The sequence below is a fragment of the Blautia sp. MCC283 genome (assembly GCF_018785565.1).
Classification (GTDB): Bacteria; Bacillota; Clostridia; order Lachnospirales; family Lachnospiraceae; genus Blautia_A.
The window spans coordinates 257,780-276,176 of record NZ_WQQB01000045.1; the positions used below are offsets into that span (position 1 = coordinate 257,780).

Genomic DNA, 18,397 nt, shown 5'->3' on the forward strand with positions numbered 1-18,397 from the left:
AGCCTGCTCAATTTTATTTATCAATAAACAAGGAGACTTATTTTACCCATGAAAAAAGAAAAAAGTGTACTTCATCTTTGCGAAGGCACCCTGCTTGCGCTTGTGATCCTGTTGATTATGGATCTTTATCTTCTGAAATTTCTTCAGGATCCGGAAGTATCCTACTATCCCATACTTCATCTTATGGAAGCAGCTCTGGCACTTCTGGTTGTGACCCTGGCGCTTTCCCTGATCCAGAGAGAACTTCTCTCCCGTCTTATCGTAAAGGCATTTCGGGATATCACCGGTGTCCACAACAAAACATCCCTGGAAAAGCTGGTTCAGGACTTAAGTAACCGCCCAAGCACTTTTGGCGTTGGCGTCATGATGTTTGATCTGAACAATCTGAAATATGTCAATGACACTTACGGACATGAAAAAGGCGATGAATTTATCCAGACCTTCACCTACTGTCTCACCCGGATCCTGGATTCTGACAGTTTTCTGGCCCGCTATGGCGGAGATGAGTTCATCCTGATCCAGCAGAACACCAGCCTCTCCGAGCTTCAGCATATGGCAGAGAAACTGGATTCCCTTGTTCAGGAATACAACACCAGAACTACACTGCCTTTAAGTTATGCCATCGGATATGAAGTCAGTTTCCAGAATCACTATTTTATGATGGAAGATCTGATCAATGCCGCAGACAAAAAAATGTACCAGGACAAAGCCAGCAAAAAAATTGCTGCTATCCGGGAACTTGCCCCTTCCACCCATTCCCGCAATACGGTAATCCCTGCCATCTCTTCGGAAGCCCTTTCTGAAAAGATCCGGCAGATCCAGAAAAGTACCGGAAGTTCCCTCTCCATCGCCCTGATCTCCACAGACATAGAAAATTTTCATTACATCAATGACAAATACGGATATTCCCTTGGAGACGAAATCCTGAACATTGTCTATGAAGAACTGGCTGGTGCTTCCTTCACGATCCTTACCACCCGCTTTTTCTCCGATGTATTTGTCAGCATTGCAGATATTACGGACCTTACCAGTGAAGCGCTTCTGTCCCAGATCGCAAAACTTGATCAGCAGATCAGCCAGCGCATCCGCAATACCTACCACGTTAATTTCTTCCGCACAAACTCCGGAATCTGCTTTATCCCGGATGCCGAAACCTCACCGGAAACCGTACTGTCCTGTGCAAATGTGGCAAGGCGGCTCTCCAAAAAAATGATTCCGCCCTGCTGCATCTATTCAAGGGAAATTGACCGGCAGGAAAAAATGCAGGCAGAAATTCTCCATTCCTTCCATCAGGCTCTGAAAAATGAAGAATTTCAGATTTATTTTCAGCCCAAAGTATCTCCCACCAACGGAAAAATCTCCAGTGCGGAAGTCCTCGTCCGTTGGCTCCGTGACGAAAAAACGCTCTGGTCCCCGGCTGTGTACATTCCATTATTTGAACAGAATGGTTTTATCATCAGTCTGGATTATTATGTTTATGAAAAAACCTTCCGATGGCTTCAGAAATTTTCCATTCAGCTTCCGGCAGATTTTCGCATTTCCCTGAATGTCTCTCCACTGCACTTTGAGGAACCGGAAAATTTTGTCAAAAAGATCTGCGAACTGATCCGCACCTATCAGGTGGACACTTCACGCCTTACTTTTGAGATCACGGAATCCACCTATGTAAACAATACCGAGGCCGTCAACCGTGTGATCCGTGGCCTGAAGCAGCATAATATTCAGATTTCCATGGATGATTTCGGCTCCGGATATTCTTCCCTGAATACCTTAAAAGATCTGCTGTTCAATGAAGTAAAGATCGATCGGAAATTCCTTGGCGATTCCCTTACGGAAAATGCAAAGATCGTTCTTCAGGAAGTCTTCCATATGCTGAAACGCATGGGAAAATCCATTGTATGCGAAGGTGTGGAAACAGAAGATATTGCCGAATTTCTGAAAAAAGAAGGCTGCGATGAGATCCAGGGATTCCTGTATTACCGTCCTATGTGTGAGGAAGATTTTGAAAAGCTGCTCCTTGCACCGGGGGTATGATGTCAGTCTCTCATTTCTCCGAAGCAATCTGTTATGATAAAAAACCTCCCGGAACAGTACAGCATTTTTAACTGCTGACTGTTCCGGGAGGTTTTTATATTCATATATGTTATTTTTCGGATACTGATTTTGATCTTGCTTAAGGGAAGATCAATACCACCGTGTCATTGGCAGATCGTTGTTGATTCCTTTTGTCATAAGGATCTGATGAAGATCGATAATTCCATTATGGAAAGTTGCCGCACATGCAGACAGGTAGAGATCCCACATACGCAGAAATTCTTCGTCAAACATGGTTTTCTCTTTTTCAATGTTATCACGGAAATTCTTTTCCCAGTGAAGCAGTGTCTTATTGTAATGCAGACGGAGATTCTCGATATCCAGAGTATGGAAATTATCCTCTGCCATATGGTTCAGGATCTCACGTAAACTCGGAACGGTTCCGCCCGGGAAAATATATTTCTTAACCCACGGATCACCCGGGTGCTCCTTCAGGGCACTGATAAAATGAAGCAGGAACAGTCCACCTGGTTTCAGAACTTTCTCCACGCAATCAAGAAACAGCTGATAATTGTCACGGCCAACATGCTCCAGCATACCAACACTGACAACACGGTCAAACTGATACTCTTTCTTGGGAAGATCACGATAATCCATCAGCTCTACGGTAAGGTAATCTTCCAGTCCCTGCTCTTTGATCCTTCTCTGAAATTCCGCATACTGCTCATGGCTTAAAGTGATGCCGGTACCGTGGATCTTATACTTCTTCGCCGCCTCGATCAGCAGAAAACCCCAGCCACAGCCAATATCCAGAAGGCTCATGCCTTCTTCCAGATGTAATTTCTTAAGAATATAATCAACTTTATTTACCTGTGCCTGATACAATGTATCATCTTCATGAATAAAGTATCCACAGGAATAACTCATCGTCTCATCCAACCATAATTTATAAAAATCATTGCCAATATCATAATGGCTGGTTACTTCCTTTTCCTGGTTTTTCTTGGATGTTGAGCTGAACATGATCTTCTTCAGAGCAGACTCATTGGTAGAAAATTTCCCCATCTGTCCCAGAAAATGATCCAGTGCCTCATAAAGATTTCCCTCAATATCCAGATCCCCTCTCATATACGCCTCGCCCAGCGCAAGGGACGTACTTTTCATCAGATCTGCAAGAGGAATCGCTTTCTTAAAATTCACCGTAAATGTAGGTTCACCCTCTCCGATATGATACTCGGAATTCTTGAACTTTACCAGAAATGGATAATCTGTAAAGCGTTCAAGGAACTGCACCATTGCTTTCTCTTCTGTCTTTTCCTGTAATGTCTCAAACATAATAGTCTACCTCCTTTAACACTGCATATGATACACCCGGAGGAAGGCTTTATGTCAAGGGAGATATACAACAAAATTTTATCAATAAAATGAGAATATTTGGTAAAACTCTTCCTTATAATTATTTATAGTTATCCAAATTAACTCGATATTTAAAGTCCACATTTAACCCAGCCCTCAAAAGCACTGATATTTTCAAAACATAATCGTCAATTATATATCATTTCCCGATAATCATCTTTGTATTTTACGCATTTTTTATTGCTTTATATATAATTCAGACTTATAATAAAAGATACAAAAAAAGAGCGAAAACCATATAAAAATCCAACACTGGAGGGAACCTTATGAACGAAGAACTTTTTAATGAAGCATCAAAATCCAACATCCTGTCAAAACAGCTGGTCGATCAACTTCAGGAAAGCATGACCTACAGCAGCATCTCCTTCATCAATTGGACCATCGAAGTCCTCAAGCTCCTGAAAGCCCGCATCGAACGCGGCGACAAGATCAAAGATGAGACCACCGGCGTGATCTACGATCTCTACACCTTCCGCCAATTTGTAGAAAACAACTTCTCCACCTACATCACCGGTCAGGTATTCAACACCTCCATCCGGGCCCAGAAGGTCTACTTCACCCTGGAGGCCTGTCCTGGCGGCTACAACCTCCTCATGGCAGATGACGGCAATCAGAAGACCTACCGCTGGATCTCCAGCTTAAGCAAACGCTTCTCCCTGGTAGAGATGATCGCCACAGGAATCGTCTACATCAAGGACACCCGAACCGACACCTACCAGCCATTCATCTCCGAAAACGGCAAATACTGCAAATACAACAAAGACCTGGGCAAACTCACAGAACTTTAATCTCTTAATCACAAAAGGGGAATCCGCAAACCGCAGATTCCCCTTTTACTCCGCCATCCAGCGCAACACCGACAACTCTCACTCTTCCCTCCCAGCCATCCAGCGCAGCGCCGATGGCTCTCAACCTCCCAGCAAACCACACAAGGAAACTCAGCCTTTCCTCCCAGCCGTCCAGCGCAGCGCTGACGGCTCATCCAACTCCCGTCGACCGCCACACTACCAACACGCCCCCGAGATTTAATCCAACCGCACTGAACGCACAGCCATGGAGGGGCTTCTTTCCAGGCTGACCCTGCAGGAGGGGAGCTGATTCTTAGGTGGCGGAATTCTGCGTTGCTTCAAAAAATCTCGCTGTTTGAGCGGCTTCAGACGCGAGTTCGAGAATTTTTGAAGCGGTTTTAGCAGAATTCCGGCACCTTAGAAGCCAGCCCCCGACGAAGCCCCCGCCTGGAAAGAAGCCCCTCCATGGCGTCCGTCAGTTATTCCATCTCACTTAAATCTCCCCAAGAAACCCAAACGGCTCCTCATCCTTCAAAAAATGCATCAACATATAAGCACACATAATAGCAACTCTCTCTTCCTTCAGGATTCTTCGTACCTCATCTCTGTCAGCGATCACAACCTCAATCTCCTCACTATCCTCCTGAGCAGCCTTACTAACCTCACCACTGGCATACCCATAAACCGTAGCACAGGATTCATCCGTCATCCCGATCGTTGTAAAATAAGGCTTCTCAAAAGCCTCCGCAACCTTGATCGGCTCCAGCTTCAACCCGGTCTCCTCAAACATCTCACGCACAGCACCCTCATGGAAATCCTCCCCAGACTCCACAAGCCCCGCCGGAAACTCATAAATATATCCGCCGATCGTATACCGATACTGACGGATCAGCACAACCTTATCCCGCTTCTCTCCATAAACACTGTAAATGATCACCCCATCCGGATGATTCTCCCCCGTAGAAAGCTTCAAATCCTCCACACACTTCGCCCTGGAGGCCACAAAATAAGAAACCGGCGTATCATGTACACTGGTCGCATCCACCCCATAAAGATTCACAAACTTATTATCTGTAAGTTTTTTCACACTGTTGATCTTACCCATCTGAAAAGCTCCTTCCCGAAAATTTTTTCTAAAAACATTTTATCCCATCCAAAACCAAAGGTCAATTTTTTATACTTACACACCCTCCACAATAATGTTATAATAATTACCCACTATAAAATTCAAACTTCAACCATCACCAGTAACTCCCATAAACAAAAAACAAGAAAGAAGGAAACCCCATTGAAAAACCAGACCACCACTGCCCAGGCCGAAAACCCTCTGGGAACCGCCCCCATAGGCAGCCTGATCGCCAAATTCGCCATTCCCGCCATCATCAGCATGCTGGTCAGCGCACTCTACAACATCGTTGACCAGATCTTCATCGGCCAGGGCGTAGGAATGCTTGGAAACGCGGCCACAAACATCGCATTTCCTGTAACCATCATATCCACTGCAGCCGCACTGCTCCTGGGAATCGGAAGCGCCTCCAATTACAACCTGGAAATGGGCGCAGGAAACGAAAAAAAAGCCAGCTCCATTGCAGGAACCGGCCTCTCCTCACTGGTGATCTCAGGCGGGATCCTCACTGTCATCGTCCTTCTGTTCCTGAAACCACTGCTCCATTTTTTCGGCGGAACCGCAGATGTTATGCCCTATGCCATTGATTACATGGGAATCACCGCTATCGGCCTGCCCTTTTACGTTTTAAGCACCGGCGGCAATCACCTGATCCGCGCAGACCGCAGTCCCACATATTCCATGACCTGTATCCTGGCCGGCGCCATCATCAATACCATACTGGACCCACTTTTCATCTTCGGATTCGGCTGGGGCATCAAAGGTGCAGCCTGGGCAACGGTGATCGGTCAGGTTGTATCCGGACTCTTGATTATTTTTTACTTTGCCCGACTCCGGAACATGTATCTGGACCGTTCCATGCTGATCCCGAAAACCCGCAACCTGTCCGCTATTTTTTCCCTTGGAATGGCATCCTGTATCAATCAGATCGCTATCGCCGCAGTGCAGATCGTCATGAACAATACACTTCGCCATTACGGTGCGCTCTCCGCTTACGGAAGTGACATTCCTATCGCCTGTGCAGGGATCATTTCCAAAGTCAACCAGGTATTTATGGCCATCTGCATCGGAATCTCTCAGGGTTCCCAGCCCATCTGGGGCTTTAACTACGGTGCCGAAAAATACAGCCGTGTACGTCAGACATACCGTTATTCCGTGGCCTTATGTACTGTGATCGCAACCGTATTTTTTATCTGTTTCCAGTTCTTCCCTCACCAGATCGTAAGCATTTTCGGAAACGGAAGCGACCTGTACTTTCAGTTTGCGGAAAAATATCTCCGGATCTTCATGCTGATGACCTTTGCCAACGGGATCCAGCCTATGTCTGCCGGATTTTTTACCTCCATTGGAAAAGCTAGGCTTGGTGTGATTATGTCCCTCACAAGGCAGGTGCTCTTTCTGCTGCCTCTGATTGTCATCTTCCCGGTCTTCTTCGGAATCGATGGCGTCATGTACGCAGGACCAATTGCAGATACCTCTGCATTTGTGCTGGCCGTTGTTTTTGCCAGACGTGAGCTTGGAGTCATGAAAGCTGCAGAACAAAACGCCTGACACAAGAAAGAATCCTGCTTGCAGGATTCTCCGCCTGCGACGGGTCGCTTCAGCGACATTATTCCTCTCCGTCGCAGTGCGATCCTGCCCGGAGGGCTTTTTTATGTTATAGGAACATTACGGAGTAATTTCCTATAACATAAAAAATGCCATGTAATTTACTGCCCATCGGCAATATATTACATGGCATTTTTCACATCCTCAGATATTCATCCGAAGACATTATTTCCTGATCTTCTCTGTCATCTTCCGATAACTGCTTACGATCAGTCACCCTTCAGTACAACACGGATCTTCTTATAAATTACAAATACGATCAGGGATGTCAGTGCATATTTAAAGATATTAAACGGCGCAATGATCAGCAGCGCAAAAGTAAGCAGTCCGTTTACGGAGCTGTGTACCGCACTTCCCATCTGGATAAATGTCTCGATCGGCATTCCAAAAGCCTTACCGTAAGCCGGAAGCAGTACAAAAGCATTAACAAAACATGCAAGAATTGCTGTCAGAACTGTACCCACTGCCATGCCTGCAACAGCATGTGCTCTGCTCTTCTTGTGATGGAAACGGTAGATCAGTCCGGCCGGTACCACATAGGCACATCCAAACAGGAAATTGGCAACATCACCAACACCGGCAGTCATGGTCCCCTTAGTCACAAGATGTACGAGAATCTTCACAAGTTCGATCAGGATACCTGCCACAGGTCCCATAGCGAAGGTTCCTACCATAACCGGTACCTCGGAAAAATCAAGCTGATAAAAAGACGGTGCAAGAAACGGGATCGGAAACTCAAGATTCATTAATACTCCTGCCACAGCACCAAGCATGGCTACCTGCGCGATGGTCCTTGTTCTGCTCCTTTCCACGGCATTTCCTCTCTGCAATACCTGTTCACTCATAATTCTCTCTCCTTCTTTAGAAATATTCAAAGAAAATTTCTACAAGAAATCTTTATGCGAAAAAATATTTCCTCACATAAAAAGCCCCGGGAACTTCTTCCCGGGGCACTGAGCACGTTCATGAAATACTGCGCGTTCTTCTCTCATCCAGACTTTACTGTCGGTTCCGGAATTTCACCAGATCAGCCGCCGAAGCGGGTCGCGGACTATACCGCCGGTAGGGAATTGCACCCTGCCCCGAAGAAATTTTCTTTTATGAGTTCATTATAACTCACTCTTTTTTCAATTACAAGCCTTAATTTTTCGCTTTTCCTTACAGGATATCGATATGCTCTCCTGCAAGTGCCTTGTTCATGCTTCGTACTGCGCAGAATTTACCACACATGGAGCAGGTATCTTCATGTTCCGGCTTACGTTCGTTCCAGATACGTTTCGCTGTTTCCGGATCCATGGCACACTCCCACTGTGCCTCCCAGTCGAGCTTTCTTCTGGCATCTGCCATCTTGTCATCGATCTCACGGGCCCCACGGACACCCTTGGCAATATCTGCCGCATGAGCAGCGATCTTGGAGGCCATGATTCCCTGTTTTACATCCTCAAGGTTCGGAAGTGCAAGATGCTCTGCCGGTGTCACATAGCAGAGGAATGCGGCTCCGGACATGGCAGCTACCGCGCCGCCAATTGCAGATGTGATGTGATCATATCCCGGTGCAACATCTGTTACGATCGGTCCTAATACATAGAACGGTGCACCCTGACAGATAGACTGCTGCACTTTCATATTAGCCTCAACCTGATCGAGCGGCACATGTCCCGGTCCCTCAACCATAACCTGGACATCTTTTTCCCAGGCACGTTTGGTCAGCTCACCAAGACGTACAAGTTCCTCGATCTGGCATACATCTGTAGCATCCGCAAGACATCCCGGACGGCAGGCATCTCCAAGAGAAATCGTCACATCGTACTCACGGCAGATATCCAGGATCTCGTCATAGTATTCGTAGAACGGATTCTCCTCACCGGTCATGCACATCCATGCAAATACAAGGGAACCTCCTCTGGAAACGATATTCATTTTTCTCTTATGGTTACGGATCTGATCGATCGTCTTTCTTGTGATTCCGCAGTGAAGAGTTACGAAATCAACACCATCCTGTGCATGGAGTCTTACTACATCGATAAAATCTTTAGCTGTCAGCGTATCAAGATCTCTCTGATAGTGGATAACGGAATCATAAACCGGAACGGTTCCGATCATTGCCGGACACTCGGATGTCAGCTTGCGTCGGAACGGAATGGTATTTCCGTGGGAAGAAAGATCCATGATAGCATGGGCGCCCATGTTTACAGCTTCCATTACTTTCTGCATCTCTACATCGTAGTCCTTGCAGTCTCTGGATACACCAAGGTTTACATTGATCTTGGTGCGGAGCATGGAACCTACGCCCTCCGGATCGATACATTTGTGATTTTTATTTGCACAGATCGCCACCTTACCGGAGGCTACCAGCGGAAGCAGTTCCTCTGTTGTCATGCGTTCCTTCTTAGCTACGATCTCAAGCTCAGGTGTGATGATGCCTTTACGGGCTGCCTCCATCTGTGTACTGTAATTTCTCATGTAAAAAAAATCTCCTTCCATAAATTCTTTGTGTTTATACAACAAAAAACCGGCTGCTGCAACGCATACGCATCACGGCAACCGGCTCTTAATCTTACGTACTTAATGAAAATCTTCTGTACTTCTGATCTCTTCTGTACTCTCTGATCTTCTGTGTCTTTAAGAATCCTTCGTGCATATGTCCCTACGTTGGCATTATCCAAATCAGGTTATGGGTCAAGACATTTACAGTCTACTCTCAGCTCGCTTCAGCGGGCCCCCCGGTTTTCATATGTTGGGGACGTTTGTTCGTCCATGTGGTTATTATAGTATACCGGCTAAAATTTGTAAACCACAATTCTGCATTTTATGACTTTTTCTTTCGACATAATCTGCCATTTTATCTCTCAAACTCCCCCCGATCTTTCTTTACAGACATTCTTCCACAGCTTTGCTGTTCCCCGTCAGGAGGATATCCGCAATCCGCATTCACTGCTTATTGCTTTTCGCAATTACAGCAGTCGATTTCCCTGATCCGGTCAAGCTCTGCAAGGTTTTCTGCACCTGCACGGCGGATCCCCGCAAAAATGGAACCCGCAATATTGTGCCATACACTGAAGATCGCGCCCGGAAGTGTTGCAAGCGGATTGGCTGCAAAATTAGCTGCTACCAGTGAGACAGCAAGGCCACTGTTCTGCATGCCTACCTCTATAGCTATAGCAGTTGTTCTGGAATACTCCACATGGAAGATTTTTGCAGCCAGAAATCCCAGCATCATACCACAGAAATTGTGGATCGCCACTACTCCAAGCACCAGAACTCCGCAGCTTACGATCTTTTCTGCATTTACTGCCACGATCCCTCCAATGATCATGACAATAGCCACAACCGATACCAGCGGCATAACATCCGATACCTTATCCACATGTTCTCCCGCAAGACTTCGGAGAAAGACTCCCAGAAGGACCGGGACCAGAATTACTTTTACCACAGAAAGTACCATCGCCCAGAAAGAGACTTCTACCCAGGCGCCTGCCAGAACATACACAAGAAACGGCGTCATCAGTGGCGCTGCCAGTGTGGAAACAATGGTCATTCCCACAGAAAGTGCCACATCTCCTCCTGCGATATAAGTAATTACGTTGCTGGCCGTTCCTCCCGGGCAGCAACCTACCAGGATCACTCCCAGGGCCAGATCTGCCGGAAGGTTCATCACTTTGCACAGCAGCCAGGCGATCACCGGCATAATGGTATACTGAGCCACCGCACCGATCACCACTTCCTTGGGTCTGGAAAAAATAGCCCGGAAGTCTTCCATCCGTATTGTAAGTCCCATTCCAAACATGATCACGCCCAGAAATACCGACGTATAATTCGTCATCCAGGCAAATCTATCCCGCCAGAAAAATGCCAGGCAGGAGAAAACGATGATAATGATCCCTATATATCTGGATGCAAAGCTGCTGATGGTTCCGATTTTTTTTAAGATTTTTTCCATATATTATACCTCGTAGCTGAAGTTATCGATCAGTCTTGTTTTTCCGATGTAAACAGCCATTGCTACGAGAACATCCCGGTCTGCTTTTTCAACCGGCTGCATGGTAAGTGCGTCTACCATGGAAACGTAATCAATTTTTGCAAGAGGCTCTGCTTCGATTACTGCTCTCATTTTTCCCAGAAGTTCTTCTGCGGCGATTCCTGTGTGAATGGTTTCCTGTCCCAGTTTTACTGCTTTTGACAGGCAGAGTGCTGCTTTTCTTTCCTCCTGGCTTAAATATGTATTTCTGGAGGATTTTGCAAGTCCGTCCTCCTCACGGATGATCGGGCAACCTACGATCTCAATGTCGAAGTTTAAGTCACGCACCATCTTGCGGATGATCGCCAGCTGCTGCGCGTCTTTTTGTCCGAAATATGCTCTGTCCGGTGCCACAATGTGGAACAGTTTGGTCACAACCGTGCATACACCTTTGAAATGGATCGGGCGTGTTTTTCCACAGAGTGTTTCAGACAGGGTGTCTATGCTTACAAATGCGTGGGGATCGTGATACATCTCGGAAGGTTCCGGGCAGAAGATCAGGTCTGCTCCCAGGCTTTCGCAGAGTTTGCTGTCACGCTCAAAGTCTCTCGGATAGGCTTCCAGATCTTCCGTCGGTCCAAACTGTGTTGGATTGACAAAATCCGATACTACTACGATATCGTTCTGCTCTCTGCACTTTCTGATCAGGCTTGCATGTCCTTCATGGAGAAATCCCATGGTTGGCACAAGACCTACTGTTTTTCCTTCTTTTTTCCACGCTTTAATCTGTTTTCTTGTTTCTTCTACTGTTTTTGTTACCTGCATTGTTCTCTCCTCTTTCTCGGTTCTGAACCGGTTTTCCTTATAGATTTCGAGATAGCCTCTTTTCTGAATTCACCTTCGTCTTACTTCTGTATGTGTCTTGATTTCTTCTGTTACAAAATTCTGTCAGGCCATATCTTTCAGCAGTCCGTGTTTTTCATAATTGGTCACTCTGCTGATCTTATTCTCTTCATCTACAAATACAACTGCAGGCTTGTGGGTACGTGCTTCCTCCGGATCGTACCCTGCATAAGCCATGATGATGATCTTGTCACCGGTGCTTACGCATCTTGCTGCTGCTCCGTTCAGGCAGATCATACCGCTTCCGCGTTCTCCGCAGATGGTGTATGTCTCGAAACGGCTGCCGTTATTCACATCTACGATCTGAACTTTTTCATATTCCAGTATTCCGGCAGCTTCCAGCAATTCTTCATCCACAGTGATACTTCCCACATAATCCAGTTCCGCCTGGACAACGGTTGCTCTGTGGATCTTTCCTTTTAACATCTCTATTGTCATCTTATATAAGTCCTTTCCTGCAGGGAATGATTTTCTGTGACACAAAAAAGGCGCTCCAGGATACACTTCGACCCTGAAACGCTTCTGATTGATTCCCTGTATATTGAGTCCTGTTTTTTGTACACGAAAAGCATGATCTTCAACAGTTTCTCAAAATTCCATAACTGTTGTAACACCTTCGTTATCATCGATACAGGCTCGTATCTTTTATAATTTTCATATATCCGTCCGTTCCCGTTTCCCGGGTTCCGGCTGGTTATTTATATAAGATTCCAGTGATTTCAGCCAGAGTATAGTTTTGAGTCCAAATACTATCTCTGTGGGGTATTATGGCATTGTGGCACTGGTTTGTCAATAAAAACTGCTGCTATGATCTGCCACAAAGCCATTCTTCCACCGCACTGTGTACCGGAATGGAAGGTGCCGCACCTTTGGCCGAAACTGCCATCGCGGAAGCTGCCGATGCTTCTCTCAACGCTGTTTCCACTGATTTTTCCGCACAGAGTGCTGCCAGGAAATATCCGCAGAAAGTGTCTCCTGCCGCAGTTGTATCTACAGCATTTACTTTAAATATCGGATGGGAATAAAATTCTTCTTTATATCCGTAGAAAACCCCTTCTTTTCCAAGTGTCATAACAATGGCTGCCTTTGGATACTTCTTTTGAAGTGCTTTCAGAATATCCCGGAAATCCCCTTCTGTGGAAGTCCCTGCCAGAGCTGCTGCCTCCAGTTCATTTACCATAAAGATATCCACCAGTTCCAGAGGAAGTTCCTCCGGCTTCCCGGGAATCGGCGATGCATTAAAAACAACTCTGCAGCCTTTTTCATGACTGAGTCGGATAATTTCCCCAACCATATTGATCTCATTCTGCAAAAGCACAAAATCTCCGGCTTCTGCCTTTTCCAGCACATTTTTGATATATTCTTCTGTATACATACGGTTTGTTCCCGCACTGACAATAATACGGTTCTGTCCCTTACTGTTTACTTCAATAAAAGCACAGCCGCTTTCTGTATCCATGACCCGCAGACAGGAAACATCCGCACCAGCATCTGCAAGGATTTCTTTCAGAAAAAGTCCGTCACTGCCAACAGCTCCCGCATGCAGTACCTGCGCGCCCGCACGGGCAGCTGCTACTGACTGGTTCAGTCCTTTTCCGCCGGCATTGACACTGTATCCTGTTGCCATGATGGTTTCTCCAGGCTGAACAAACTCTTCCACGCTGCAGACCTTGTCAATATTTAAAGAACCAAAATTAATAATCTTCATAATATTTGCCATCCCCCTGTTTTTTCTTATATTCTATTTTCACACAAAAAAGTCCGCAATACAAGCCACAAAAAGCCCCTTCATACAGCAGTTTTCCTACCATATAAAAGAGCTTTTTCTTCAAAAATAATTTCGTTCTTATTTATGCAGATGCACATCCAGCTGATTATAAGGAATCTCAATTCCGTAATAATCAAAATCTTCCTTAATCCGCTGGTTGAGTCTCCATCTGGTATCCCAGTAGCGGTCGGTGTCTACCCAGACACGAAAGCCCATGATCACGGAGCTTTCTGCCAGTTCGTCTACGAATACTACCATCTCTTCGTCCTCTCTGGTGTCCGGATCATCGGTGAGGATGTCTTCCAGGATTTCCTTGGCTTTCTGGATATCTGCATTGTAGGAAATTCCTACCTTGATCTCCAGTCTTCGCTGGTCTCTGGCTGTTACATTGGTAATGGTCGTATTGGAAAGCGTACCGTTGGGGATTACGATGTGCTTATTATCGATGGATAAAAGCGTTGTGTAACAGATCTCGATCTTGGATACGGTTCCCTCACTTCCATCCTGTCCGTTGACGATGATGTAATCACCTACCTGGAAAGGTTTGAACAGAAGGAGCATCATACCTCCTGCCAGGTTGGAAAGTCCGCCCTGCAGTGCAAGACCCAAAGTAACACCGGCAGTTCCAAGAAGTGCTGCCAGGGATGATTCCTTTACGCCAAAGCTTATGGATATGTTAAAGAGCAGAAGTATGTAAAGCACGATCTTGACCAGAGATGACATGAACTGTGCCACTCCTGTATCCAGTCTGGATTTTGTCAGTGATTTTCTGACAAACTTTACGATCCATTTGATCACCGTGCTTCCTACCCAAAAAGCAACGATAGCCAGGACAACCTTGATTCCAAATTTTGTGATGTCCGGAAGATAATTCTCAAACATCTGCTTATACTGGCTTACCTGACTTCCTACCTCCTGCACTGTCTGTACAGTACTGTCCAAATAAAATCCCTCCTGTCTGATCGATCACTCAATATGTACGGATCAAAATATGGTTTTCAGGGTGCATCACGTTCTCATCATCTCTTCATTGTTTATCCTGATATAAATCTTCTCTATAATCCGCATCTGGTAATATAATAATACAGCAGCGGTTTTTCCCTGTAAAACCGATTTCTCCGGTTCCATAAAGTATAGGGTATAAACCACTGCTGCATCTGTATCGCAATTCTGTTATATTTTGTCTCGTAATGCAATGCGAAGCATTCCTGCCCGCTGCGCCTTACTGAATGTTTCTCTTTATTTATTAATTCCCTTCATGGAAAGACTGATACGCTTCTTCTTCAGATCCACGCCAAGAACACGGACATCCACAATATCTCCCACGCTGACTGCTTCCAGCGGATGTTTGATAAATTTCTCACTCATCTCGGAAATATGGACCAGACCGTCCTGATGAACTCCGATATCTACAAAAGCACCGAAGTCAATAACATTGCGGACAGTTCCCTTCAGTACCATACCCTCTTTCAGGTCTTTCATATCCAGGACATCGGTACGGAGGATCGGTTTCGGCATCTCATCTCGTGGATCTCTGGCCGGTTTTTCCAGCTCTTTTACGATATCACGAAGAGTCGGCTCACCGATCTCCAACTCTTTTGCCAGTTTTCCGTAATCGCGGATCTGTCTGGAAATGCCAGTAAGTTTACGCTCTGCCACATCTTCCGGTGTGTAGCCAAGTTTTTCCAGGAGTTTTTTGGCTGCGTCGTAGCTCTCCGGATGGACACTGGTTGCATCCAGAGGATTTTTGCCCCCTGTGATCCGTGTGAAACCTGCACACTGCTCAAAAGCTTTCGGTCCCAGCTTGGCAACTTTCAGAAGTTCTCTTCTTGTCTGGAAACGGCCGTTTTCTTCACGGTAAGTGACGATATTTTTTGCGATGGTTTTGCTGATTCCGGAAATGTATTCCAAAAGGGATGCGGATGCGGTATTCAGATCCACGCCGACTTTATTAACACAGTCTTCTACAACGCCGTTCAATGCTTCGCCAAGCTTCTTCTGGTTCATGTCATGCTGATACTGGCCCACACCGATGGATTTCGGGTCGATCTTTACAAGCTCTGCCAGCGGGTCCTGAACACGTCTTGCGATGGATGCGGCACTTCTCTGTCCCACATCGAAATTCGGGAACTCTTCTGTTGCAAGCTTGCTTGCAGAATATACGGAAGCTCCTGCCTCGTTGGTGATCACATACTGAACTTTTTCCGGGATTTCCTTAAGAAGTTCCACGATGATCTGCTCGGACTCCCTGGATGCGGTTCCGTTTCCTACGGAAATCAGGGTCACGTGATATTTGCTGATGAGTTTTTTGAGGGTTTCCTTGGCTGCACGGATCTTGTTCTCGTTGGTAGGCGCTGTTGGATAGATCACTGTAGTATCCAGAACTTTTCCGGTTGGATCTACCACTGCAAGCTTACATCCCGTACGGAACGCCGGGTCCCATCCAAGAACTACCTGCCCCGCAATTGGAGGCTGCATGAGAAGCTGCTCCAGGTTTTTGCCAAAGACATGGATAGCACCGTCTTCTGCTGCCTCTGTAAGGGCACTTCGGATTTCACGCTCAATGGCCGGTCCGATGAGACGTTTGTAGCTGTCCTCAATGGCTTCTTTCAGCACCGGTGTGGTATTGGGATTGTCGCGGACGATCACCTGTTTCTCCAGATAGAGGATGATCTCTTCCTCAGGTGCAAGGATCTTTACAGTGAGGAATTTCTCTTTCTCACCACGGTTCAGGGCAAGGACACGATGGCCGGCAAGCTTCTTCACCGGCTCCTCGAAATCATAATACATCTCGTATACGGACTGCTCTTTCTCATCTCTCGCAGTGGAACAGATCGTTCCTTTATCCATGGTTCTTTTACGGATGCTGATACGGTAGTCTGCCTCATCAGAAATATGTTCCGCAAGGATATCCCTGGCGCCGCTGATGGCTTCTTCCACAGTTTTGACTTCTTTCTCTTCTGAAAGAAATGCTTTCGCCTCTTCCTCAAGAGGTTTCTTCGTCATCTGAAGAAGAATGATATCCGCCAGCGGTCCCAGGCCTTTTTCCCTGGCAATGATAGCTCTTGTACGGCGTTTCGGCCGATATGGGCGGTAAAGATCTTCTACCACTACAAGTGTCTGCGCTGCCTCGATCTGTTTCTTCAGTTCCGGAGTCAGCTTGCCCTGTTCCTCGATGCTTCCGAGAACCTGGGCTTTTTTGTCCTCAAGGTTTCTTAAATAGGCAAGTCTTTCGTTAAGGTTACGAAGCTGTTCGTCATTGAGTGTACCGGTTGCTTCTTTGCGGTATCTGGAAATAAAAGGAATGGTGCAGCCTTCGTCGATCAGTTTGACTGCTGCCTCGACCTGCCATTTCTCAACGTTCAATTCTCTGGTAATTACCTGAATAATATCCATTTTTATCTTTCTCCCGTTGTTTCAAATTTGCCTGAGGCTGCATTTCCCTCTTTACACAGCTTCTGACATTTATCAAAGATCAATCTGTGCGATCACGTCTTTCAGAGCATTAGCGCTTGCGTGAAGCTTCTCTGTCTCCTCCTCGGTCAGAGGAACGCGGACAATTCGTTTCACACCATTCGGTCCGATGGAAGCCATAGTGCTAAGACATACGTCTTCAATGCCATACTCTCCGTGAAGCATGGTTGATACACTGACTATTGTATCAGATGCTGCAAGAAGAAGCGAGCAAAGTCTGCAGACAGATACGGCTACCGCATAAAATGTGGCACCTTTCTTGGCAATAACAGTTGATCCTGAAGTATGAACATACTCCAGAACTTCCTCTCTGTCAAGTGGCGGCAGATCTTTCTGATCCTCATGAACGATCTTGTCAAATTCATCAAGGGTCGCACCTGCAACAAAGGCTCTTGACCACGGTACAAAGGAGGTATCTCCGTGCTCTCCGAATACATAGGCGTGAATATTTTTCTCCGATACGCCATAGTGCTGGGAAAGTCTGCAGCGGAGACGGGCAGTGTCCAGTGCAGTTCCGGAACCAAGGATCTGGCGCTCCGGAAGACCGGAAATTTTTGCAAATGCATACGTCATAATGTCACATGGATTACTTACAATAATATAAAGCGCCTTAGGAGCCACCTTTACGATCTCCGGAGTGATACTTTTCATGATGTTGACATTAGTCTGTGTCAGCTCGATACGTGTCTGTCCTGGCTTTCTGGCAATACCGGAAGTGATGATGACAATATCAGAATCAGCTGCATCCGGATAATCTCCTGCCACGATGGAGATCGGTTCACGGAAACTGGTTCCCTGGTCAATGTCCATGACCTCGCCCTCTGCCTTCTGTTTGTTGATGTCGATCAGGACGATTTCTGAGGCAATGCTCTTCTGTGATAAGGTGTAGGCGATGGTTGCACCTACGCTTCCTGCTCCGATGATCGTAATTTTACTGCTCATGTTTGTTCTCCTTTCAGCGTTGTTTGTCACATAAATAACAATTTTAATTACACACATTCAAACATAACATAAAATATAGTTGTATGCAATAAAATTATGGCTGTATTTTCCAGGATGTTTTGCGTTAATTATTGATGTAATTCAAATTTCTTTTTATATATTCTGTCTTTTTTTTTATTATTCTGTGTATTGATCTGTTATTTTTTTGTCGATATAAGGGTAAAAAGGTAGAATATCTCCTTATACATGAACATAAAAACCCCGGGAACTTCCTGGATTTTGTGAAGTTCCCGGGGACTTTGACTTAGATCAAGAGTGTTGGTTATAGTCAAGCAGATATTCGCAATCCGCATTCGCTACTTGCTCATAACCGAATAACT

At 45.9% G+C, this 18,397-nt stretch carries 14 protein-coding genes and 1 riboswitch; of the genes, 3 read left to right on the forward strand and 11 right to left on the reverse strand.

The features are described from left to right. Positions 1-48: 48 nt before the first annotated feature. Positions 49-2,034, forward strand: coding sequence for an EAL domain-containing protein (locus tag GPK81_RS13830; protein WP_215707225.1), 1,986 nt, complete (start codon positions 49-51; stop codon positions 2,032-2,034). A gap of 150 nt (positions 2,035-2,184) precedes the next feature. Here GPK81_RS13830 and GPK81_RS13835 read toward each other — a convergent pair whose 3' ends face one another. Then, positions 2,185-3,369 (reverse strand): SAM-dependent methyltransferase, encoded by a 1,185-nt coding sequence (locus GPK81_RS13835; RefSeq protein WP_021975817.1) that lies wholly within the window; start codon positions 3,367-3,369, stop codon positions 2,185-2,187. Between the two features lie 347 nt (positions 3,370-3,716). Between GPK81_RS13835 and GPK81_RS13840 the strand changes: the two genes are divergently transcribed. Further along, positions 3,717-4,238, forward strand: a complete 522-nt coding sequence (locus tag GPK81_RS13840; protein ID WP_215707226.1) for a hypothetical protein — start codon at positions 3,717-3,719, stop codon at positions 4,236-4,238. Positions 4,239-4,731: 493 nt separating this feature from the next. Here GPK81_RS13840 and GPK81_RS13845 read toward each other — a convergent pair whose 3' ends face one another. Continuing rightward, positions 4,732-5,343 (reverse strand): NUDIX hydrolase, encoded by a 612-nt coding sequence (locus tag GPK81_RS13845; protein WP_215707227.1) that lies wholly within the window; start codon positions 5,341-5,343, stop codon positions 4,732-4,734. A 183-nt stretch (positions 5,344-5,526) separates the two neighbouring features. Between GPK81_RS13845 and GPK81_RS13850 the strand changes: the two genes are divergently transcribed. Continuing rightward, on the forward strand, positions 5,527-6,915 hold the full coding sequence (locus GPK81_RS13850; RefSeq protein ID WP_252196664.1) for an MATE family efflux transporter: 1,389 nt from the start codon (positions 5,527-5,529) through the stop codon (positions 6,913-6,915). A gap of 266 nt (positions 6,916-7,181) precedes the next feature. Here the strand turns inward: GPK81_RS13850 and GPK81_RS13855 are convergent, their stop codons facing one another. From GPK81_RS13855 to GPK81_RS13895, 9 genes are all read right to left on the reverse strand, one after another. Further along, entirely contained in the window at positions 7,182-7,817 is a 636-nt protein-coding gene (locus GPK81_RS13855; protein ID WP_021977426.1) for an ECF transporter S component, read from the reverse strand. Between the two features lie 131 nt (positions 7,818-7,948). Beyond that, positions 7,949-8,066, reverse strand: a riboswitch (FMN riboswitch). A 64-nt stretch (positions 8,067-8,130) separates the two neighbouring features. Continuing rightward, entirely contained in the window at positions 8,131-9,435 is a 1,305-nt protein-coding gene (gene thiC / locus GPK81_RS13860) for a phosphomethylpyrimidine synthase ThiC (protein ID WP_059086703.1), read from the reverse strand. A gap of 475 nt (positions 9,436-9,910) precedes the next feature. After that, positions 9,911-10,912 carry a bile acid:sodium symporter family protein gene (locus tag GPK81_RS13865; protein WP_215707228.1) on the reverse strand — a complete coding sequence of 334 codons (1,002 nt, stop codon included), beginning with the start codon at positions 10,910-10,912 and terminating at the stop codon, positions 9,911-9,913. Positions 10,913-10,915: 3 nt separating this feature from the next. Continuing rightward, positions 10,916-11,755 carry a pantoate--beta-alanine ligase gene (panC, locus tag GPK81_RS13870; RefSeq protein ID WP_021977422.1) on the reverse strand — a complete coding sequence of 280 codons (840 nt, stop codon included), beginning with the start codon at positions 11,753-11,755 and terminating at the stop codon, positions 10,916-10,918. A 123-nt stretch (positions 11,756-11,878) separates the two neighbouring features. Next, positions 11,879-12,271, reverse strand: coding sequence for an aspartate 1-decarboxylase (panD, locus tag GPK81_RS13875; RefSeq protein WP_021977421.1), 393 nt, complete (start codon positions 12,269-12,271; stop codon positions 11,879-11,881). A 367-nt stretch (positions 12,272-12,638) separates the two neighbouring features. After that, positions 12,639-13,541, reverse strand: coding sequence for a ribokinase (locus GPK81_RS13880; RefSeq protein ID WP_174087921.1), 903 nt, complete (start codon positions 13,539-13,541; stop codon positions 12,639-12,641). Positions 13,542-13,679: 138 nt separating this feature from the next. Further along, complete coding sequence (locus GPK81_RS13885; protein ID WP_021977419.1) at positions 13,680-14,543, reverse strand: mechanosensitive ion channel family protein; 864 nt, start codon at positions 14,541-14,543, stop codon at positions 13,680-13,682. Positions 14,544-14,840: 297 nt separating this feature from the next. Continuing rightward, complete coding sequence (locus GPK81_RS13890) at positions 14,841-16,997, reverse strand: Tex family protein (protein ID WP_178706109.1); 2,157 nt, start codon at positions 16,995-16,997, stop codon at positions 14,841-14,843. Positions 16,998-17,069: 72 nt separating this feature from the next. Continuing rightward, positions 17,070-18,017, reverse strand: coding sequence for an L-lactate dehydrogenase (locus tag GPK81_RS13895; protein WP_021977417.1), 948 nt, complete (start codon positions 18,015-18,017; stop codon positions 17,070-17,072). Positions 18,018-18,397 lie beyond the last annotated feature (380 nt).

Excerpts from the sequence above, each read along its gene's own strand:
- thiC (WP_059086703.1), bottom strand. The coding sequence starts at position 9,435 with ATGAGAAATTACAGTACACAGATGGAGGCAGCCCGTAAAGGCATCATC.
- GPK81_RS13855 (WP_021977426.1), bottom strand. The coding sequence starts at position 7,817 with ATGAGTGAACAGGTATTGCAGAGAGGAAATGCCGTGGAAAGGAGCAGA.
- GPK81_RS13830 (WP_215707225.1), top strand. The coding sequence starts at position 49 with ATGAAAAAAGAAAAAAGTGTACTTCATCTTTGCGAAGGCACCCTGCTT.
- GPK81_RS13840 (WP_215707226.1), top strand. The coding sequence starts at position 3,717 with ATGAACGAAGAACTTTTTAATGAAGCATCAAAATCCAACATCCTGTCA.
- GPK81_RS13895 (WP_021977417.1), bottom strand. The coding sequence starts at position 18,017 with ATGAGCAGTAAAATTACGATCATCGGAGCAGGAAGCGTAGGTGCAACC.
- GPK81_RS13865 (WP_215707228.1), bottom strand. The coding sequence starts at position 10,912 with ATGGAAAAAATCTTAAAAAAAATCGGAACCATCAGCAGCTTTGCATCC.
- GPK81_RS13845 (WP_215707227.1), bottom strand. The coding sequence starts at position 5,343 with ATGGGTAAGATCAACAGTGTGAAAAAACTTACAGATAATAAGTTTGTG.
- GPK81_RS13890 (WP_178706109.1), bottom strand. The coding sequence starts at position 16,997 with ATGGATATTATTCAGGTAATTACCAGAGAATTGAACGTTGAGAAATGG.
- panD (WP_021977421.1), bottom strand. The coding sequence starts at position 12,271 with ATGACAATAGAGATGTTAAAAGGAAAGATCCACAGAGCAACCGTTGTC.
- panC (WP_021977422.1), bottom strand. The coding sequence starts at position 11,755 with ATGCAGGTAACAAAAACAGTAGAAGAAACAAGAAAACAGATTAAAGCG.
- GPK81_RS13880 (WP_174087921.1), bottom strand. The coding sequence starts at position 13,541 with ATGAAGATTATTAATTTTGGTTCTTTAAATATTGACAAGGTCTGCAGC.
- GPK81_RS13835 (WP_021975817.1), bottom strand. The coding sequence starts at position 3,369 with ATGTTTGAGACATTACAGGAAAAGACAGAAGAGAAAGCAATGGTGCAG.